The sequence below is a fragment of the Aliifodinibius sp. S!AR15-10 genome (assembly GCF_031569985.1).
Lineage (GTDB): Bacteria > Bacteroidota > Rhodothermia > Balneolales > Balneolaceae > JAMQKA01.
In genome coordinates, this window is the sequence record NZ_JAMQKA010000053.1 from 23,747 (window position 1) to 45,493 (window position 21,747).

General features: G+C 48.1%; 16 protein-coding genes. 15 read left to right on the top strand and 1 reads right to left on the bottom strand.

Features of this window, described 5'->3' with window-relative positions; genetic code table 11:
• The first annotated feature begins 67 nt into the window (after positions 1 to 67).
• The 15 genes from NC796_RS22370 (at position 68) to NC796_RS22440 (ending at position 19,214) form a co-directional block, all read left to right on the top strand.
• On the top strand, positions 68 to 1,228 hold the full coding sequence (locus NC796_RS22370; RefSeq protein ID WP_310687935.1) for a histidine kinase dimerization/phosphoacceptor domain -containing protein: 1,161 nt from the start codon (positions 68 to 70) through the stop codon (positions 1,226 to 1,228).
• A 435-nt stretch (positions 1,229 to 1,663) separates the two neighbouring features.
• On the top strand, positions 1,664 to 2,131 hold the full coding sequence (gene mraZ / locus NC796_RS22375) for a division/cell wall cluster transcriptional repressor MraZ (RefSeq protein WP_310687937.1): 468 nt from the start codon (positions 1,664 to 1,666) through the stop codon (positions 2,129 to 2,131).
• On the top strand, positions 2,118 to 3,080 hold the full coding sequence (gene rsmH, locus NC796_RS22380; protein ID WP_310687939.1) for a 16S rRNA (cytosine(1402)-N(4))-methyltransferase RsmH: 963 nt from the start codon (positions 2,118 to 2,120) through the stop codon (positions 3,078 to 3,080). The genes mraZ and rsmH overlap by 14 nt, the downstream gene beginning before the upstream one ends.
• Positions 3,070 to 3,519, top strand: a complete 450-nt coding sequence (locus NC796_RS22385; protein ID WP_310687942.1) for a hypothetical protein — start codon at positions 3,070 to 3,072, stop codon at positions 3,517 to 3,519. Before rsmH ends, NC796_RS22385 begins: the two co-directional genes overlap by 11 nt.
• Positions 3,520 to 5,670 (top strand): penicillin-binding transpeptidase domain-containing protein, encoded by a 2,151-nt coding sequence (locus NC796_RS22390; protein ID WP_310687944.1) that lies wholly within the window; start codon positions 3,520 to 3,522, stop codon positions 5,668 to 5,670. It begins immediately after the preceding gene.
• Between the two features lie 9 nt (positions 5,671 to 5,679).
• Complete coding sequence (locus NC796_RS22395) at positions 5,680 to 7,167, top strand: UDP-N-acetylmuramoyl-L-alanyl-D-glutamate--2,6-diaminopimelate ligase (RefSeq protein ID WP_310687946.1); 1,488 nt, start codon at positions 5,680 to 5,682, stop codon at positions 7,165 to 7,167.
• Positions 7,167 to 8,303, top strand: coding sequence for a phospho-N-acetylmuramoyl-pentapeptide-transferase (gene mraY / locus NC796_RS22400; protein WP_310687947.1), 1,137 nt, complete (start codon positions 7,167 to 7,169; stop codon positions 8,301 to 8,303). Before NC796_RS22395 ends, mraY begins: the two co-directional genes overlap by 1 nt.
• Entirely contained in the window at positions 8,300 to 9,661 is a 1,362-nt protein-coding gene (murD, locus tag NC796_RS22405) for a UDP-N-acetylmuramoyl-L-alanine--D-glutamate ligase (RefSeq protein WP_310687949.1), read from the top strand. The genes mraY and murD overlap by 4 nt, the downstream gene beginning before the upstream one ends.
• A gap of 58 nt (positions 9,662 to 9,719) precedes the next feature.
• On the top strand, positions 9,720 to 10,910 hold the full coding sequence (locus NC796_RS22410; protein WP_310687951.1) for an FtsW/RodA/SpoVE family cell cycle protein: 1,191 nt from the start codon (positions 9,720 to 9,722) through the stop codon (positions 10,908 to 10,910).
• Positions 10,903 to 12,066 (top strand): undecaprenyldiphospho-muramoylpentapeptide beta-N-acetylglucosaminyltransferase, encoded by a 1,164-nt coding sequence (gene murG / locus NC796_RS22415; protein ID WP_310687956.1) that lies wholly within the window; start codon positions 10,903 to 10,905, stop codon positions 12,064 to 12,066. Before NC796_RS22410 ends, murG begins: the two co-directional genes overlap by 8 nt.
• A gap of 72 nt (positions 12,067 to 12,138) precedes the next feature.
• Positions 12,139 to 13,569, top strand: coding sequence for a UDP-N-acetylmuramate--L-alanine ligase (gene murC, locus NC796_RS22420; RefSeq protein ID WP_310687958.1), 1,431 nt, complete (start codon positions 12,139 to 12,141; stop codon positions 13,567 to 13,569).
• A 173-nt stretch (positions 13,570 to 13,742) separates the two neighbouring features.
• On the top strand, positions 13,743 to 14,504 hold the full coding sequence (locus NC796_RS22425) for a cell division protein FtsQ/DivIB (RefSeq protein ID WP_310687960.1): 762 nt from the start codon (positions 13,743 to 13,745) through the stop codon (positions 14,502 to 14,504).
• 100 nt (positions 14,505 to 14,604) lie between these two features.
• On the top strand, positions 14,605 to 15,867 hold the full coding sequence (gene ftsA / locus NC796_RS22430) for a cell division protein FtsA (RefSeq protein WP_310687961.1): 1,263 nt from the start codon (positions 14,605 to 14,607) through the stop codon (positions 15,865 to 15,867).
• Between the two features lie 539 nt (positions 15,868 to 16,406).
• Entirely contained in the window at positions 16,407 to 17,735 is a 1,329-nt protein-coding gene (ftsZ, locus tag NC796_RS22435; RefSeq protein ID WP_310687964.1) for a cell division protein FtsZ, read from the top strand.
• Between the two features lie 777 nt (positions 17,736 to 18,512).
• On the top strand, positions 18,513 to 19,214 hold the full coding sequence (locus tag NC796_RS22440; RefSeq protein WP_310687966.1) for a DNA-binding domain-containing protein: 702 nt from the start codon (positions 18,513 to 18,515) through the stop codon (positions 19,212 to 19,214).
• A 436-nt stretch (positions 19,215 to 19,650) separates the two neighbouring features.
• On the opposite strand, the gene NC796_RS22445 is transcribed toward NC796_RS22440, so the two are convergent.
• On the bottom strand, positions 19,651 to 21,273 hold the full coding sequence (locus NC796_RS22445) for a sensor histidine kinase (RefSeq protein ID WP_310687968.1): 1,623 nt from the start codon (positions 21,271 to 21,273) through the stop codon (positions 19,651 to 19,653).
• Between the last annotated feature and the right edge of the window lie 474 nt (positions 21,274 to 21,747).

Here is a 21,747-nt window from a genome sequence, read left to right on the forward strand (position 1 = left end):
GATATATCGTATTCGGGTTACATATAATGCTGAGGTTTCAGCAGCAAAAACCTCAAAGAAGGGATTTATGAGTGAATCAGCTAAGATTTCTGACAGGAAAACGGCCATTCGTTACATTACATCAATTTCCGGCAAAACAGAGGAAGAGGCAGGACAATTACTTAACCAGCTGGAACAATATCCCGAGACAAAGGAAATGGGTGTCGACGAGGAAGAGTTATTCCCGCTTCTCAATACAGCCATTGATGCTACCCGAGACATGCTCCTTATAACCGATGCCCGAAAGCAGATAGGGGATGAAAAGATCATATATGTGAACAAGGGAGTAGAACAGGTTACCGGCTATTCCCGAGAAGAACTGATAGGGAAAAATCCCAAAATATTTCAAGGTCCGGAAACGGAGAAAGCGACAATTGACCGCTTGAGAAAAAAACTTGCCGCCGGTGAGCGTTTTGTGGGGGAGACTTTTAACTACAAAAAAGATGGGTCCAAATACCGCGTGCGGTGGAGTATCGATCCTATCAGGGATGAGGAGGGAGAGATCACTCACTTTATCTCTATCCAACAGGATGTTACCAGCGAATGGGAACAGAAAAACAGGTTGGAGAAAACGCTCGATGAACGGGAATCTCTGCTCAATGAAATCCATCACCGTGTTAAAAATAATCTTGCTGTCATCAGTGGACTACTGGATCTTCAGTCTGCCAAAAGTAGCTCTGAGGAGACGAAGAAAATTTTATCCGAAAGTGTGAACCGCATACAATCTATTGCCACACTACACGAAAAGCTGTATGAAACCGGGAATTTCAACGATATCTATCTCCCTGAATACATTGAGGGATTGCTTGAACACCTGGTTAAAACAATGTCAGATCAGACGACGGATATTACTACTAAAATAGATATCGCCGACGCCAGACTTTCGGTGAGCAACGCAGTACCACTGGCCCTCATTATCAATGAACTGGTAACCAACTCATTTCAACACGGTTTCCAACACCGGGAGGAAGGAACCCTGGAGATATCCCTGGATCATGATAAGGAAAAGTTCGAACTCACCGTTGCGGATAATGGGGTTGGTCTGCCGGAGGAACTGGATGTTGAAAACCTTGATTCGCTGGGACTCCGCTTAATTGAAACACTCTGCAACCAACTGAATGGCAAATACGAATTTGAGAAGCGCAATCCAGGGACTCGTTTTAAAATGATGTTTGATATTGATGAGTGAGCCAACAAACCGGTGATAGTGTTGCCGGGATACACATGTTTTGATCTCAGTTACTTTTTGTATTAAACGGGAAACCAGCAGATTTAAAACTACTTCAGGGATCTATTCTAATCATTTGACAGGATTTTAGACAAAAACTCCACTTTCCAACATATTCTCTCCCACTTCCTACCACACTCCTCCCCACTTTCTCCCATTTTGATCCTAATTTTTGAAACTCCATCCATAATGACGTTTCTAAAGCTATAAAGGCATATTTGCTCCTTTCAGTGAGGTTAATTTTATAGCCTTGTATAAAATAATATCTATTTTCAGGGAAATCCCTTGACATATTCAAGGCATTTAGGGTAAATTGTGGGTTGAAGTGGTAGAATGTGGGAGACCTCCACTTTATACATATTAACCGAGTTAATCGCTTAATTCCCTGGGGGCTTCGTGCCAACATTTAAAGGTCAATACGAACATAGCGTAGATAGCAAAGGTCGCGTAAGCTTCCCGGCTAAACTACGCAAAAGCCTGACCCCCGAGGCCCAGGAGCGATTTACCGTGTTACGTGGTGTAGACCCCTGCCTGCAACTGTATCCTGCGGATGAGTGGCAGGTATTGGAACAAAGGTTATCAAAAATAAATAGTTTTTCCGAAAAGGGGCGTACTGTAAAGCGACATTTGTTGCGTTATGCAGAGGACGTTTCCCTGGATAACCAAAATCGCATTGCTCTCCCTTCACAGCTTATGGAATATGCCGGCATTAAAGACAAGGCGATATTTATCGGCAGTGTTGAATACGTCGAAGTATGGTCGCCTGAAAAACTTGCCGCAGAAGATTCCCAGATATCAGACGAAATGTACCAAGAACTTTTTGAGCATGTGATGGGCAATGGCGACATCAATGACAACACATGAACAACATGATAACGAACCATATTATGAGCACCAGCCGGTGTTACTTGAGGAGGCGGTGTCTCATCTGGTTACAGACCCCAGCGGAATCTATATCGATGCTACGCTGGGCGGGGGCGGCCATAGTGAGGAAATTTTATCCCGTCTGGACGAAGAGGGCTCTCTGTTCGGTATCGACCAGGATGACGAAGCACTGGAGGCAGCCGGCAGACGGCTTGGCAGCGATCACCGTTTTAATGCTATAAAAGGAAATTTCGGTTACCTGGAGCGGCTGATTACTCCAGATTTGAGAGGTAAAATATCAGGGCTATTGCTCGACTTAGGTGTCTCCACGCATCAAATTACAGAAGCAGAACGAGGTTTCAGTTTCCAGGAAGAAGGTCCGCTGGATATGCGGATGGGCAATCTTCGAGGCGTTACGGCCTACGAAGTGGTTAACGAATACCCATATAAAGAACTCCGCGATGTGATTTTTCACTATGGTGAAGAGCGCAAAAGCCGGGAAATAGCACGGGCCATTATCGAGGCACGGCCGGTGGAAACGACCCTGCAGCTCAGGGAAATAGTGGAGAAGCTGGTGCCGGAAAAATACCAGGTAAAAAGCCTCGCACGTGTGTTTCAGGGCATTCGCATTGAAGTGAACCGGGAGCTGGATATGCTCCGTAATGTGCTGAAGCAATCCCTGGAGCTGTTGAAACCCAAAGGGCGCGTCGTGGCGATCTCCTACCACTCGCTGGAAGACCGACTGGTGAAGCGATTTTTTAAAGCAGGTAATTTTGAAGGAAAAATTGAGAAAGACTTTTACGGCAACGATTTGTCTCCCATAAAAGAAATATCAGATGGCATCATTACTCCCACACAGGAAGAAGTCGAACGCAATCCCGCCGCACGAAGTGCCAAGATGCGCGTTGCCGAAATAAAAGAAAAAAGAGAGGTCAACAATGCTGGTTAAAACTCCTTTAAAAGAAAAACAAAACAAACAAGCACGCCCTAACAAGCGACCTGAAGCCAAACAGGGGCGGAATCGACCCAAATCTCCTAATGGATTTAATTCCACTGGTAATGGACGGGTTGTGTATGGAACCCAGCGTAAGGAAGAAAAAAAGAAGTTTTCCCTACCTTCTGTAGCAGCCTGGAAACTAATTGTTGGAGCCATAGTTATCGGGGCGTTGGGTGTGCTGTATCTTAACCACATATTTGCCACGCAGCAGCTCCTGGCTGAGGTACAACAGCTGGAGAATCAATACCAGAAAGCAAAACGCCAGCACGAAGATTACCGGCTCACTTACGACCGCATGATTGGTCCCAAAGAAATTTATGAAAAAGCCAAAAACCAGGGCTTCATTAATGGTGGTCCAGCTGATCAGGTTATAATTGTAGAGGGGGATTAGATGACAGATGAACGTTCTGCCATAACAGGTCGGCTATTTGCCCTCTTCGGCTTGCTGTTACTCGTGCCTTGTGCTATCGGGTTTCAGCTCTTCCGAATCAATTTTATTGAGGGGGATGAACTACGCGATCTTTGGAATGAGCAGGCGATCGACTATATCTCCATCCCCGCCCAGCGAGGAAATATCTATGATAATGACGGTACCCTGCTGGCAACAAACTCCGTAGTCTACAAGGCAGCAATTGATCCCAAGCTGAAAGATCTTACGCGCGAACAAATAACCGAAGCCTGCCAGACGCTGGCCAAACATACAAACCGAAATTCGACTTATTTTCATCAAAAAATCAATAATGCCCCCTCTCGGTCACGCTATGTGGTACTGGCACAAAATCTAAGTACCGACGCCTATCTTGAACTCAAGGCATTGGATATCAGGGCGTTGATCCTGGAAGAGAGCTACCAGCGACGATACAATTTCGGAACGCTTGCCGCTCACGCGCTGGGGTTTGTAAACCATGAATCTAAAGGTGTAATAGGTCTGGAGCACCAATTCAATGACCACCTGAAAGGAGAAGATGGCCAGCAGCAGGTACGGCGCAACCGCAGCGGGGGAATCTTTGCCTACGTCGGCGCCCCGCGCAAGCAGCCGGAACAGGGACACTCCCTGCACACCACTATCGACTCTCACATCCAGGCCATTCTTGAAGAAGAACTTAAAGCCGGGATCGATCGTACCAAATCCAACTACGGTTCCGCCATCGTTATGGACCCACGCACGGGAGCCATTAAAGCGATGGCAAATTTTCCCACATTCGACCCGAACAAGCCTGCCTCATTGAAAAATGAAAACCGCAGGAATTATGCGATTTCGGATATGATTGAGCCCGGCTCTACTTTTAAACTGGTTACGGCCATTGCCTCGGTAGAACAGGATGTTGTCAGCTTTGATGAAATTTTTGAGACACCGGAAGACGGTACAAAGCTGATTCACGGCCAAATGATGCGTGACCATGATCCGCTGGGTACGCTTCGGCTCGACCAGGTGTTCGAGCAGTCTTCCAATATTGCAACGGCTGAGATCGCCATGCGGCTCTCCCCCAACGTGTTTTACCAGTATGCCCGCAACATGGGGTTTGGCACGCCCACGAACATCGATCTGCCCAATGAAGAGTCCGGTCGATTGCAGAAACCATATGAATGGAGCCAGGTGACACTCCCATGGATGGCAATTGGCTACGAAGTTCAGGTTACCCCCATCCAGCTTTTACAGGCGTATGCCGCCTTTGCGAATGACGGATACATGATGCGTCCGCATATCGTTAAGAAAATAACTGATGGTGAAGAAAATATTGTCGAAGAAAGACGTCCTGTTAAAGTAAGGGAAATTGCCGATGAGGAAACATTGAACAAGCTTCAACCCGTCTTCAAAGATGTGGTGTCAGACTCAGGTACCGCCCAGTGGGCACAAGTCGATGGACTTGAAATAGCCGGCAAAACAGGAACCGCTCAAAAATTTATTGATGGACGCTATCGCACGGCATACCGCGCCTCCTTTGTAGGATTTTTCCCTGCTGACAATCCAAAATATGTGGCGTTGGTTGTACTGGATGAACCACAAACCAGCATCTACGGTGGGTACACGGCTGGTGTCATTTTCAAACAAACCGCCATACGGATCGCAGGACTAGACAAAGAGATCCAGAGAAGCTTTGAAGATACTGAACCAATGCAAGAGCCACTGGTTCACATCCCGGATGTTAGACAAATGGAACTTGGGGAAGCCCGTGCGCTGCTTGCTTCGCAAAAAATAAGTTACACACTGAACGGGTCCGGACAATGGATTACCGGGCAGACTCCCGGTCCCGGTACCGCGTTAAAAGAAGAAGGCAGGGTCACCCTGAAAGTTTCAGAAACCCCAAGCGACAGTTCGGATACAAACATCCCAGAAGGATATTCTCGCATTCCCGATTTAGGTGGCATGGATATGCGTCGCGCCGCTATGCTGGTAAACAGTCGGGGGTTTGAAATAAAATTCATTGGCTCAGGAACCATCTACACACAGTTTCCCAGGGCCGGAGACCTGATGAAAAAAGGAAGAACAATCACCGTTCGGGGTAAATCCAAATCACTGGAAACACTAGTAGGCAGGTAACCAACAGAAATGACATTTAATGAACTTATAGAACTTTGCCAGCCGCTTGATGTCTACGGGGAGCATCCTGTAGATATCGGCGATCTTACGCAAGATTCGCGTGAGGTAAGCGAGGGGTCTGTCTTTATTGCGGTGCGTGGCACCCAGGTTGACGGCCACATGTTCATTGAAAACGCCATTTCCCGCGGTGCTTCCATCATCATTTGCGAGGATGCCTACTACACCGAAAAAGCAGATGTCTGTGTTCTTGAGGTCGAAGACACCCGCACTCTTGTAGGTCCTTTGGCCCAGGCATTCCAGGGATACCCCGGCAAAAAATTGACTCTGATTGGAGTAACAGGTACCAACGGAAAAACAACTGTAACCAGCCTGATTTACCAAGCGTTAAAAAAGCTGGGGGCACGCCCCTCCCTACTGGGAACGGTTGGAAAACGAATTGAAGATGAACTGCTGGACAGCCTGCTTACCACTTCCGATCCCATTGAACTTGCACGCGACATGCGGCGAATGGTTGCTGCAAAGTCATCTCACTTGGTGATGGAGGTTTCATCACACGCCCTTGATCAACAGCGGGTAGCGGGACTGAATTTTGAAATTGCCGGGTTCACCAATTTAAGCCACGATCACCTGGACTACCACGAGTCGCTGGACGAGTATGCTGCTGCCAAGAAGAAACTTTTTGATAGTCTTGCTCCGGACGCAACCGCAGTTGTCAATGGTGACGATCCGAATGCTGAACTTATGCTGAAAGATTGTAAAGCTAAGAAAATCAGGTTCAGTTTTTCTGAAAAACTCGATGCCTCCTGCCTTTTTCTGGCCAGCAGTTCAGAAGGAATTACTATTGAGATTAACGGGGTACGCTTCAGCAGCCCCCTGGTTGGGAAGTTTAACGCCTATAACGTAGCACTGGCATTCTTGATTTGCCGAGAACTGGATTACAAAGAACAACAGATTGCAAAGGCACTTAGCCAAGCAACGGGTGCCGAAGGCCGACTGGAACGCGTACAAGCACAAACTGACGCCAAACAACCGTTAGTCCTGGTGGATTATGCCCACACGCCCGATGCACTGGAAAACGTGCTCAGCACGCTGAAAAATTTAAAGAAGAAAGATCAAAAGCTGCATGTGGTGTTTGGCTGTGGAGGAGACCGCGACAAGACCAAGCGACCAAAAATGGCAGCGATTGCAGAACGTTTTGCCGATCAGGTAACAGTTACGTCCGACAATCCGCGTAGTGAAAATCCAGATGCCATTATCGACGACATTATGGACGGATTCGCTGACCAAAAGCTTGCCAGAAGAGTTACGGATCGCAAGCAGGCCATCCTTAAAACTATTGCAGAAGCAAGCGATGACACCATCATTCTCATCGCAGGCAAGGGCCATGAAACGTACCAGGAAATCGGCGATAAGCGTTACGACTTTGATGACCGTGAGATAGCACGCCAGGCACTGACCCAAAAAATCGGAACCCAAAATTCCGGGGAGGTGGCCTGATGTTGTACGAACTCATTCAATGGCTGGAAGTCAACTATCAACCGCCCGGGTTTAGTGCATTTCAGTTTATTACGACCCGGAGTGCCGTGGCTGCGGCAATGGCCCTGTTCATCAGCCTGCTGATAGGAAGAAGTATTATCCACTGGCTGGAGCGAATGCAGCTGCGAGAGGTTATCCGTGACGATATCGGGCTGGACAGCCACCTCAGCAAGGCACACACCCCCACCATGGGCGGCGTAATTATTCTGCTGGCCGTGTTAATACCGGCCCTGCTCTGGATGGAGATGGACAGCGTTTATACCTGGATGATTATTTTGGTAACACTGCTTCTGGGAATTGTAGGCTTTATAGATGATTACATTAAGGTCGTGCAAAAAGATAAATCAGGATTACACAGCAAATTCAAGCTGGCGGGTCAAGTGGTAGTGGGATTGGCCCTTGGTGCGGTGCTCTATTTCTATCCGGATTTTTCAGAATTTAATACGCTTTCGACAGTACCCTTTTTAAAGTATGTGAACATCGATTATGCCATCTTCGGTGAGGCCCTGGGCTGGGTCATCTACATTCCAGTTGTCATTTTTGTGGTTACCGCAGTCAGTAATGCTACCAACCTGACCGATGGACTCGATGGATTGGCAGCCGGCACCTCCGCCATTGCAGGCCTGATACTCGGAATTTTTGCTTACGTATCCGGAAGAACCGACTTCTCCAATTTCCTGGATATAATTTACCTGCCGGGAGCCGGGGAGTTGACCATCTTCTGCGCCTCACTGGTCGGTGCTTGCATGGGCTTCCTGTGGTACAACACCCATCCAGCCTCTGTGTTTATGGGGGATACCGGTTCACTGGCACTGGGTGGTGCGTTTGGCGCATTGGCATTGATGCTACACAAGGAACTGCTGTTGCCCATTATTTGCGGAATATTTTTTGTTGAAACACTTTCGGTTATTGTCCAGACCCTCTGGTTCAAATATACGCGAAGAAAATATGGTGAGGGTCGACGGGTATTTCTTATGACGCCAATACACCATCACTTTGAGAAAAAAGGATGGCCTGAATCCAAAATCGTCGTCCGGTTCTGGATTATCGCCGTACTCCTTGGAATTCTAAGTCTGCTAACACTGAAATTGCGATGAGAGAAGTTAAAGACCGACATATCGTGGTAATTGGTGCCGCCCGGAGTGGGATGGCCGTAGCTTCTCTGCTTCACAAAAAGGGAGCACAGGTTTTTGTTACAGAAAAGAATCAGCTTTCGGAAGAAACCCGGCAACATTTTGAGGCACTCGGCATCCAATACGAGGAAAACGGGCATACCAACCGGGCTCGAGATGCTGAATTTGCTGTTTTGAGTCCCGGCGTACCAACGGAAGCTCCGCTGGTGCAGGAATACCTGGCAGCAGGGAAAAAGGTGTACTCGGAACTGGAAGTAGCAAGCTGGTTTAACAAGACCCCGATTGTAGCAGTCACAGGCAGCAACGGCAAAACAACCGTCACAAGCTGGCTGGGCCACACGTGGAAGTTATCACAAAAGAAGGCAGTTGTGGCTGGCAATATCGGGCAAGCTTTTTCGAACCAGGTTGGAGGGACCGAGGACCAGCAAGATGTGATCCTGGAAGTGAGCAGTTTTCAGCTCGATCATATTGACCAGTTTCATCCACATGTTAGTTTAATCCTGAATATTACGCCGGATCACCTGGATCGTTACCAAAACAGTATTGAGAAATACGCGCAGTCAAAGTTTCGCATTACGGAAAACCAGACTGCCGACGATTGGTTTATTTATCACTATGACGATCCGATTGTTCGGGAGCATGTAGAAATTCTCAAATACAAAGAAAATGCGCCGCGACTTCTTGCCTTTTCAAGTGAGAATAAGGTTCCGGAAGGTGCTTTTGTGAGGGCGGGAAAAATCATTTTGAAACTCAATGACAAGGAGGAAGTGCTTATGCCGATCAGTAAAATTGGACTCAGAGGTAAGCATAACCTGAATAATGGCCTGGCAACCGTGCTCGCTGCTCGTGCCTCAGAGATAAAGAGCGATATTATCCGCGAGAGTCTCATGACTTTCGAAGGTGTTGAGCATCGCCTAGAACTTGTTCGCACTATTGACGGTGTCAAATACATTAATGACAGCAAAGCTACCAACATCAACGCTGTTTGGTACGCCCTGGATAGCTATGAAATGCCAATGGTGCTGATCCTGGGCGGACGAGACAAAGGGAACGACTACACGGAACTGATTAAACAGGTTCGCGAAAAGGTCCACACCATAGTGGCGATTGGCGAAGCACAGCAAAAAATTGAAGAGCAGCTTAGTACCGTTGTACCCAATTTTCAGAAAGCAGATACTATGCCAGAGGCCGTGAAAATTGGTCGTAATTATGCAAAACGAGGTGAAATCGTGATGCTGAGTCCCGCATGCTCCTCGTTCGACATGTTCGAAAATTATGAACACCGAGGTGAAGTATTTAAAAAAGCAGTAAATGATTTATAAAACATCCGCCGTCAAAACTCAAGTTTGACGGCAGATAGCTGATAGCTGATAGCTGATAATGATATACACGACACCAAATAACAACATTAAATCGATTATGGGCGGCGGCCCGGAAGAGATCGACTCCGGCAAGCAGGCCAGTGACCGGCCGTTGCTGGTCTCCGTCATTGTCCTGATGGTTTTCGGGGTGCTGGCGGTGTATTCGTCGATCGTCTATTTCGCCGAGAGTAACGGCACTTCCGCAGGCAGCCTGGTTATCGGCCACACCATGAAGCTGGGAATCGCCTTTCTTGTGATGCTGATTATATCCAAGATCAACTACCACAACATTGCCAAGCTGAGTCGGTTTGGAATGATCGTCAGCTGGCTGTTGCTGCTGGCAACGATGGTATTTGGAACCGAGTTATTTGGTGCCCGACGCTGGTTGTTTATCGGGGGTTATTCCTTCCAGCCAGCCAGTTTCGCTTCCGTGGCGTTGCTGATCCATGTTGCTGTTCTGCTGGATGAAAAGCAGGAGTACATAAAAGATTTCAAACGCGCCTTCCTCCCGATCATGTTTTGGGTGATCATAACCTGTGGGTTGATCGGGCTCGAAGATTTTAGTACCGCTGGACTTCTCATGATGATGTGCTTGCTGATGATGTTTGTGGGACGAATCAGCACCATACAGCTTGGCGGACTGGTATTGATCGGGGTGCTGGGAGCAAGCCTGCTGATTATGCAGTCACCGGAGCGTCAGAGTCGCTTGAACCACTATGTAGACCAGATTACGGATATCAAAAGCGACAAATTCAATGTGGAAGACGGGTACCAGGCCCAGCAGGCACAGATTGCCATCGCGCAGGGTAATATCTTTGGCGTGGGCATGGGAAAGAGTACGCAACGCGATTTCCTTCCCGCCCCTTATAACGATTTTATTTTTGCAATCATCGCTGAGGAGTACGGCATGCTGGGCTCCATGGCGCTGATTCTGCTGTTTACCACAATCCTGCTGCGAGGGATTGCAGTCATTGCAAAGAATGCCGTCGATACACTCGGCACATTCCTTGCCGTCGGCTGCACGTTGAACATCGCACTCTATGGATTTATTAATGCTGGTGTCGCCAATGGCCTGCTGCCCGTCACTGGGCTGCCGATGCCGTTTGTCAGTTACGGCGGCTCCAGCATGCTGTTCGCGGGCCTCATGGTGGGTATCCTGATGAATATTTCCAAGCACGACAGAAAGCGAAAGAAAATGTTTTATGCATAGCGAACAAAAGGACATATCATCGACGGTCGGACCGACCTCCGCTGCTATGGGTAAGCCACGTGTACTCATAGCGGCCGGAGGTACGGGCGGCCACGTCTATCCTGCCATCGCTATTGCCGATGCCTTGAGAGAGGAATGTGCTGAGACGGAAATCCTGTTTGTAGGTACTGAAAACCATATGGAATGGCACGCTGTCCCGGAAGCGGGGTATGACATCAAAAGCATCTGGATAAGCGGTTTTCACCGGCGATTAACCCTTAAAAACCTGCTGTTCCCGGTCAAGCTGGCCACAAGTATTGCACAAAGTTTTAGCATAATCAGCACATTCAAACCAGATATCGTGGTTTCCTGTGGCGGCTATGTAGCAGGACCGGTAGGCTGGGTGGCTACCAAGCGGGGTGTTCCGTTGGTGATCCAGGAACAGAACAGTTTCCCGGGCGTAACTAACCGCATGCTGGCAAAAAGTGCTGAAGTGATATTTACTGCTTTCAAGGATGCCGACCAGTATTTCCCTGAAGGGGAAACCAGGGTATCGGGCAATCCAACCCGATCGGAGCTGGTAGAAGCCGATAGACAAGCATCGTATGAATCTTTCAATTTTGATCCCCAGAAAAAAACGCTGCTGGTGCTGGGCGGCAGTGGTGGAGCCCGTGCCATCAATGAAGCGATGGCGGCAAATGTCGAGCGGCTCCATGCATTGAACCTCCAGGTGATCTGGCAATGTGGACGCAGTTATTTCGACAAGTATCGGGGCCGCATTGATTTTGAAAAGCTGCCGAATATCAGGCTTAAGGACTTCCTGAAAAATATGGATGAAGCATACGCGGTGGCTGACCTCGTCGTGAGTCGCGCCGGTGCCCTCTCCTGTTCGGAGCTGGCACTGACCGGCAAGCCGAGCATCCTAGTGCCATCCCCAAATGTTGCGGGGGATCACCAGACCAAAAATGCGCGGTCGATGGTTAACGAGGGGGCTGCGGAGCTGGTAACAGACAGTGAACTCAGCAATACCCTGGTTTCACTGGTCGAGAAATTAATCAATGACCAAGAAAGACTTAAACAGATGCAGAAAGCGGCTCTGAAACTGGCCCGGCCTGATGCGGCGAATGATATAGCAAAAGTAATTTTAAACCTGACGGAAGAAAAAGAAAGAATTTGAAGAATAAGGTATCACAAACTAACAGAAAGAACTTTGTGTGCCTTTGTGACATAGCTGATGGAAAAAGATAGTATGAGCAAAAAGAAAAACATACAAACACAACCCATTTTCGGGCGAACCCGCCAGATTCACATGGTGGGTATCGGTGGTATCGGTATGAGCGGCATGGCAGAGATCCTGCTGCAAAAAGGCTACCGTGTTACCGGGTCCGACGCCAATATGAGTGATACTGTCGAACGCCTGAAAGAGCTCGGGGCCACCGTCCATATCGGTCACAAAGAGGAGAATATTGAGGGTGCCGACGTTGTGGTGTACACCAGCGCAGTGAAAGCTGAAGAAAATATTGAGACCAAAGCTGCACTCGAAAAAGGCATCCCGGTGATTAAACGCGCCGAAATGCTGGCCGAACTGATGCGGATGAAATATGGAGTCGGGGTGGCGGGCACGCACGGTAAAACCACCACCACAACCATGATCGGCCATGTGGTGCAAGACGGAAGTTTTGATCCCACCATTATTGTCGGAGGAAAAGTGCACAGCTTTGACAAAACAAACGCGGTGGTCGGGACCGGTGACGTGATCGTCGTGGAGGCGGATGAGTTTGATCGTACTTTTTTGCGACTTCGCCCCTCGCTGGCTGTAATTACAAACATCGAGGCCGAGCACTTGGACATTTACGACAACCTGGAAGATGTGAAGGAAGCCTTTGTTGAATTTGCAAACAAAGTGCCGTTTTACGGGGCTGTCACGCTGTGCCTGGATGATCCCAATGTGCGGAGCATCATCCCCAAAATAGATCGACGGACGCTCACTTATGGGTTAACTCCCCAGGCGGAGGTTCGGGCCGTTGATATCGAGATGGATCATTTCCAGACGACATTTACGGTGTTGCACGAAAACGAAGAGCTTGGAGAAGTCATCCTGAAAGCACCAGGCGAACACAACGTCAAAAATGCGCTGGCGGCCGTTTCAGTGGGATTTGAGCTAGATATCAATTTTGAACATATAAAGTCCGGACTGGAGCGCTTCGAAGGGGTATTCCGTCGCTTCCAGCTCAAGGCTGAAAAAGACGATGTGATGGTGATTGATGATTATGCCCACCATCCCACGGAAGTACAGGCCACACTGAATGCAGCTCGAAAAGGGTGGAAAGACCGGCGAATTGTGGCGGTGTTTCAGCCACACCTGTACTCACGAACTCAAGACCTGTTTAAAGAATTTGGGTCCTCCTTCTTCGATGCAGAGGTATGTGTCATTACGGATGTCTACCCCAGCCGCGAGGAACCGATTGAGGGCGTTTCCGGTAAACTGATTGCGGATGCGGCCAGGGAATATGGACACCGTAAAGTGCACTATGTTGAAAATAAAACCGAACTGCCGGGCAGGCTCAAGGATATTGTAAAAGCTGGTGATATCGTCATTACGATGGGGGCCGGCGATATCTACAAATTTGGCGAGCAGTTTGTTGAGACCCTGGAAGCAGGCTTGGAAAACATGAATTGACATGAGAAGTAAAGTAAACCAGAAGCAATGTTTTATCATAAACAGAAAGAATGGAGCTTTCCCAAAAACGGGAGATCGCCGCGTCGCGGAAAAAACTACGCTCCTCGCGATGACAGATAAATAAATTGCGCTGGAGAAGGGGGTTAGACTTCCCACAATAAACAGTTTTAAAAATGACGGAACAGAAGGAATCACATAGCGAAAATCCAGCTGAGCCCTCGGGCTTCAATGCCATGCCGTGGCTGATGGGAGCCCTGTTTGTGTTGGGTGTGGCGATATTGGCCGGTATCTACTGGAACCGGACCGTGGTGATTCAGGATGTCCAGTTTTCTGGTCATAATTTTATCACTGAAGGTGAACTGGCCGGAAAAGCCAACGTCCCAACGGGCGTATCGCCTGACAGTGTGGACTTTATGTCGATTATAAATCAGCTGGAAACATTGCCCTATGTGAAGCAGGCAGCGGTAAATGTGGAACCCAGTGGAGACCTGAGGATTCAGGTTACGGAACGGCGGCCCATTGCGATGCTGGCGGACGGCGATGCAAAAATTTATGTAGATGAAGAGGGCATTCGACTCCCCTTAAAACTGGAAAAATCGGTTGACGTCCCGATTGTGTATGGTTTTAAGACAGCTCCCATGAGTGATACGCTTAAATCCGACGCCTGGGTACAAACCCAAAGCTTTTTGAAAGAAATAAATGGCAGCTCCTTTAATCATGCTACAATTAGTGAGATTGCATGGACAAAAAAAGAGGGTATTGTAGCTCTCAGCCATGAGAATGGAGTAAAGCTTGTATTTGGCAAAGATAAATTCCGGCGAAAATTACGTAACTGGAAAGCCTTTTACTCAGAGGTTGTTCGGACCAAAGGAATTGATAAAATGCGAACTGTTGATTTGCGATTTAAGGGTCAGATTGTGACCCGCGAAAGTTAACAACAACACTGGGGTTGGGAGTACAACTCCCTCCCAACTATGAATGAAATAAACAAATTACACTACAAACAGCACGCGAAGTAACCGTAATAACATGGACATGGAAGAACAAGATAGAATTGTTGTCGGTCTGGATATAGGAACCACCAAGGTATGTGCCATCGTCGCCTCAATCGATCCCCAGGATCGAATTCACATCCTCGGGGTGGGTAAATCACCCAGTGATGGCTTGAATCGGGGGGTGGTCGTCAATATTGACAAGACGGTCAATGCCATCCAAAGTGCCATTGAGCAGGCCCAGCTGGCCTCGGGTATTGAGGTGAACTCCGTTAACGTGGGTATTGCCGGAGACCATATCCGCAGTATGCGCAGCAAGGGTGTCATCACCATAAACAATAAAGACAACGAGATTACGGTCAACGATGTGGAGCGGCTGCTGGAAGACTGCCAGCGCATTATGCTGCCGACGGACCAACAGATTATCCATGTAATTCCACAGGAGTTTGTCGTGGATGGCCAGGACGGCATCAGCGACCCGGTGGGCATGAGCGGCATGCGGATGGAGGCCGAAGTACATATTATCACCGGTCTTGTTTCCGCGGCCAAGAATATCTACCGGTGTGTGGAGCGTGCCGGTTACGAAGTGGCAGACATCATCCTGGAACCACTTGCCTCCTCCTACTCGGTGCTGGATGAGGAGGAGAAGGAAGCGGGCGTTGTGCTGGTGGATATCGGGGGTGGCACGACCGACGTCGCCATTTTCCAGGACAACACAATTCGACATACGGCGGTCATCGCTATTGCGGGCAAAAAGGTGACCGATGACATCCGTGTGGGGCTCAGCGTACTGGACGACCAAGGTGAAAAACTGAAACGTGAGCACGGCGAGGCGTTTGTGGATATGATTGAAGAGGAAGAATCGATCACCGTGCCCGGCATTGCGGGCCGACCGCCCAAAGAGATTACCAAAAGCATCCTGGCGAAGATCATCCAGGCCCGGATGGAGGAGATACTGGAGATCGTGGCAATCGAGGTTAAACGCAGTGGGTATGCTGATTCGCTAAGTGCCGGTGTAGTACTTACCGGCGGCGGCTCACTGATCAAGAATGTGTGTCCCCTGGCAACTGAAGTGCTCGGTATGGACGCCAAAATTGGCAAGCCACTGGGACTCAGCGGCGGCCTCATTGAGGAAGTGAACAATCCCATTTACGCCACCGGCGTCGGGCTTGTAATGCACGCCATCAAAACCGGCAGCGGTGCTATGAACCAGGCGATCATTCCCTCATCCACCAAAGGGTCCAGCGTGGAAAAAGTAATGAACCGCATTGCAGAACGCATGAAGAGCTGGTTCAAGGAATTGTAGTACCGCGAGCTTCGCTGCAAAGAGATTAAAATATTCACTAAACGTATTTAACGGTTATAATCAAATGGCCAGTAACAACGAAATTCTCTCTGTGTCATCCCGGACCTCGATCCGGGATCTCGAAATGGCACTGAGCGTTGATCAGTTGAGAGCTCGTATCAACGATATAAGCTTTGCGAGATCCTGAAACAAGTTCAGGATGACACCTAGGCTGCTTTTAATCGCTAACGCGTTTCACTTTATGAAATAACATGAGATCCTGAGATGATATTAAATCGAGTGCAATATATGGCTCAGGATGACTGAAAATAGAATCTAAAATTGAATGAAGAGTACTTAAGGAGAAGGTTTCTGAGAAAATGAACTGGAAAAATAAAATATCATCTGTCTCATCATTCGATGAGCAACTTCCATTTCGAACACTTTCCCGGAGTGACTGGGTGATTAGTATACCCAGAATAGTAAAAGACAAAAACGATAAAAACAGCAATCTAAATAATCAGCAGAGAAATATAAGCAATCTAATAAAGGAGTAACTTATGTCTAATCTTAACACACGCTTTAGTTTTGACGAGAACGGTCAGGACTCTGCGAAGATCAAAGTGATCGGTGTTGGTGGCGGTGGAGGAAATGCCGTCAATAACATGATCAACAAGGGTCTAAGCAGTGTCGAATACATTGCACTAAACACCGATGCCCAGGCCCTTAAAAACAGCCTGGCGGATGTCACAATCCAGGTCGGGTCCAACCTTACCGGGGGACTTGGCGCTGGTGCGCGACCTGAAATCGGTCGTGAAGCCGTAGAGGAAAACCGTCACGAAATTGACGATGCCATCGACGGGGCCGACATGATTTTTGTAACAGCCGGAATGGGCGGCGGTACCGGAACCGGGGGTGCGCCCGTAGTATCCGGCATTGCCAAACGCAAAGGCATTTTGACGGTAGCCATTGTAACCACTCCTTTTGAGTGCGAGGGTCCCAAACGGATGCGCTATGCCACGGAGGGTATCAGCGAGCTCAAAAAGAACTGCGATACCGTTATCGTAATACCGAATGAGCAACTGCTCGAAATTGCGGACGCCAACACCACGCTGATGGAGGCGTTCGACAAGGCCAACGAGGTGCTTTACAATGCTACCCGTGGCATCTCCGACCTGATCCTGATGCCCGGCCTCATCAACCTTGACTTTGCCGACGTCCGCACCACCATGCTTGATGGAGGGGCGGCCATTATGGGATCGGCGGCGTCTACAGGCGATGACCGAGCCGAAATTGCAGCACGCGAGGCGATCAACTCTCCCCTGCTCGACGGGGTAAGCATTCGCGGGGCGCGTAACGTACTGGTGAACATCTCGGCAGGTTCCAACCTCGGAATGATGGAGACCAACACCGCCACCAGCATTATCCAGCAGGAAGCGGGCGAAGATGCCGAAATCATTCTCGGTACGGTGCTTGATGACGAGATGGAGGATGAACTCCGAATTACCGTCATCGCCACTGGTTTTGACCTGGATGAGGATGGCAAAACCCAGCCTTCAGCACCAGCACAAAAGGACGATGCAGAATCCAAAGATACACCTGAAAAGCTCGAGAAGTCGAAGCGACAGGCGATGAGCGGTCGAAGTGGTTACTCTCCCACGGGCGAACCATTTTACAAGGGCGAATCGAACCTCAAAAAATTGGACTCTCCCGCCATTTCCCGGCACGGGGTTAATTACAGCTCAGGAAACAAAGAACAGGAAGAGCAAGAGGAGGAAGACCGCCAGGAAAACAAAAAGGAAGGTGACACTCTTCTGAACAACCGGCGGGAACGAATTGATAAAAGCGATACCGATCAGCCGGCTTTCTTGCGAAAGATTATGGACTGACTGCGTATCAAGTGAAGCGACATAATGAAATCTTATTGGATTGCTGAATATCCTGAAAAGGAGAGGCTGGCTACGGTCAGCCTGTCCGTCTAATTCCTTTAACGGCGGACCTTTAGTTCATAAGCTATAGATTGCTAAATCTATGAGGAGTCCTTTGACCGGGACTCCTTTTTCTATTTGTGTAAGTGGTTCCTGTAAAGAATAAGAAGGGTCACCCAATGGGTAGCCATCAGAAATCAACATTCAATTTGTGATTGGTACTATAGTTGCCGGTTGTCTTGGTCAGAAAATATCGCCCTTTGTTAACCCACCTTTGTTTCCTCCCTAATTAATCAGGGAGGGAAACTCCTTGAATCGACATGAGGCTCTTTGATAGCTTTGAGCGTTTCTCAAGATAAGTTCGAAAAGCAGCAGGGTTCAAGCACGTGAACGGGGCGAACAAAATTAGAACCGGAATTTACAGGATTAGAGGATGAGCAGGATATTAATTTTTATAAGAAGAAATCCTGTAGATCCTTTAATCCAGCCCATCCTAGTTCAAATCGTGAGATATGAAATAGCATGAAGATTCCATTTCTCGCACATTCTGGCCTTATCGACGGAGCCTTCCATACCACTCAATTTGCAATGACATATCTAATTCAACGTCTGTGGTTGATATGGGCCACTTATATTTTTTGTAAGGATTTAGTTTGAAAGCGGTCTTACTATTGAGAGGTCAAGAGTGCAACGATCTCCGGTACAACAATAAATCCAACTAAAAACCATTTAGAGACAATGTTACACTATAGTCTATATGAAAATACGTTCAGTGAAGACGATCCCGATGACTGCCTTGCGCGCCCGGTCGACGTCGCAGTACATTCTATTGATGACCTGATCGAAGCGATCACCGGACCGGGTTCCATCCTCAAACCTACAGAGACGAAGGCGGTCATCGACAACTACTGGTCCACTATTGCCAGCTATATTCGTCAAGGTAAGGCCTACCGCGATGAGTATATAAGCACCCGCTTCAGTATCAGGGGCGTGTTCGAGAGTGAGGAGGACCGGTTCGACCCGGCCCGCCACCAAGTGCAGGTCAATGTGGTGATTAAGGATTCCATCACTGATGCCGTCAGCGATATCGATCTTCAGATCGTAGATGAACGGGATATCACCCCTGAAATTGAAACCGTCTATGATTGGGGCAGTGGCACCAACGATGAGATTCTCACCCCGGGCAACGTGCTGGAGATTACCGGCGATTACATGAAGATTCAACACAACCTAGAGGAAGAAGGTGTCTTTTTCGTCAGCCAGGACAGTAACACAGAGGTAAAAGCGGAACAAATCCGCGACAACGAGCCCAAGACGCTGACCCTGCGCATCCCTGAAAGCCTCGAAGCTGGTCCCTGGCGGATTGAGGTACGCAATACCCGGTATGAAAATGATCAACTGAGTACAGGGCTCTTCGAACCCGTACTCACAGTGGAGTGATCAGCCTCATTATTACTACGAGCCCTGGGTTAAAGCATCTGCTGGGCTCGTATTTTTTTGACGATAGTCAAATTGCCTGAATGACGATAGTCAAATAGCCTATCTGACTATTGTCAATGAATCACAATGACGGCGTCATATACCCTTAACGACGACGTCACATAGTCTCTGCGACGGCCTGACCTTGTTGATGAGGGAATATGGGGCGAACAAAATTAGAGCCGGGATTTACGGGATCAGAGGATGAACAGGATGTTCTGCTCCTGTAAAACCCGTTAATCCCTTAATCCAGCCCATCCTGATTCAAACGGTGAGATATGAAATAGGATGACTTTACATACAAGATAATCGGTTGTGTCATGGAAGCTCACCTGGAGACAGGTAGGTTGAGATAAAAGACACAGTTTTTTAATAACTCTAAATCAGAGTCAAGGCGTCAATCTTTTGATTCTGCAGGCGTAATAAGCTTAAATCCCGTTTTATCGGTCTCATCCACAAAAAATGTACCATTTAGCTGACGGGTAAGGGTTAGAACCAATTTCATGCCGAGGGTTTGTTGCTTTTCGGGATCAAAGTCGGACGGCAGCCCTTTACCGTTATCTCTTACTGCTACAGATATCTGCCCGTTTTTCCTTGTCATCTCTACAAATATGGTTCCGCTTTCCTGGTCAGCAAACGCATGGACGTATGAATTAACCAACAACTCATTCAAGATCATTGCCAGTGGCACCGCCCGGTCCATCATTACTTCAATATCATCGGAGTGAATACGCACATCGATGGTTTGATCCTCCCGTTTGTACGAATGATTCAGCCGGTTGGAAAGCTTCATACAGAACTGCTTGAGATTCACACAATCAACGGCATTTGACTGGTGCATGGTCTCGTACACAACCGCCAGCGAGCGGAGCCGGGCATGGGAATCATTGAGTATTTTTTCCACCGGCTCCCGTTCTCCCGTTTTAAGTTGAAGTTCCAGCAGGGCCAGCACCATTGTCAGGTTATCTTTCACCCGGTGGTTAACCTGCTTCAGGAGTTGGTCACGCTGGTCAACCGCTTCCTGGAGCGAGGCTTCACTTTCCTTCAATTGCTCCGTCTGCTCCTCCACCTTTCCGGCCAGGTTACTGTTCCACCTGCTTACAAGATAAATTCCACCCATTCCCACTGCCATCACGAGCCCGATGGAGATCCATGTTATGATTTGAAAAGAGCCGGCAACCCTTCTGAAGTTTTGTGCTACCTGGTTGGGAAGATCGGCCAACTCCTGCTGTATCCCCATGAATCCCAGTACGTTTGCACCGATAATAAATAGCGTCAGTACCACCACTACACTCATAATTGCTGTGTAGATCCACTTTAATGTTACCTCCGTCTGAGGAAGTTGGAAAAAGTTAGCCTTGGCTCGCTCAATAGAAGGCGTGCAAACATAGAGCGTGGGTCCGACCAGGAACATCGATTGCAGGAAGGTCCCGGTCCACCATCCCCGCCAGATAGTAAACGTTTGCGTAGCCGATAGATCGTGATAAAGACTCCAGACAAAAGAGCCGAGTGAACTGGCCAGGGCAGCCACAAACGCCACAGTGGTAAAAAAGGCGAGCCTTTTCAGGTTATCGGGACGAGGGCTGATCGAAATACTGTGGTAACAGAGAGCAAAAATGGCCAATCCCAGAATAAAGGCTCCCCCAAAGAGCAAGGCCCAGACAAGAGGCATATATGAAGAATACGCGATTAAAAAAGCCGAAAGAAATACCGGGATAAAACCCCACTCAAATCCGATCCAAAACATGATGAGCGTACCCAACAAGAGTGGCGGGTACATCATAAAGAAAGTATACAGGGCTTGCTGTTCGCTGCCACCCATAAATGCCTGGCGGGGTGAAAGCAGTACAACAGACGCAACACTGACTATGATCAGGAATATCCAGATTCCCAGTAGTAGCTGAACCCGCTTGTCTCCCAGCGAATATTCTTCCAGTAGAAAGTCGAGCGGTAGGGGATTCCACTTCTCTTTAACGGTGGTACCACCTAAAATGTCTGCGCCATCTGCTCCCATCTGCATTACCCCAGTTAATTATTAAGGTGTAACTAGGTTAATTTTTTCTAACTTTTCAAAATTAATTTTACAACTCAACAGTTAAATAGGTTATCGTTAAAAACCGAAGAAGGGTCGAGACTAAAGAATAAAGATTCAAAAACCCGAATATTTACTTATCAAGTCGCTAAATTTCGTGTACTCACGAGAATTTTAATTGATTGAATGCCAATGACTTATAAGAGTAATATTGCAAATTAGCTGTAAAAATATTTAGCTCAAGTGCACATTTCTTTCCCATTTGATCCGTGTGATTCAGTCGCCTTCCTCTCCTGATCTATTTTCGTCTCAAGGTGGGTGTTCATTTTTTCAGTGACGAAAAAACGAACCTTTAGATTCCCGTTAGTAAAACGTTCTATATTGAAGGGACAAGTAACAGACTGGAGCTGTCGGGGTGACCTAGAAAACGAACCAGCTTAAAGAGCTATTTTTGGTATACGT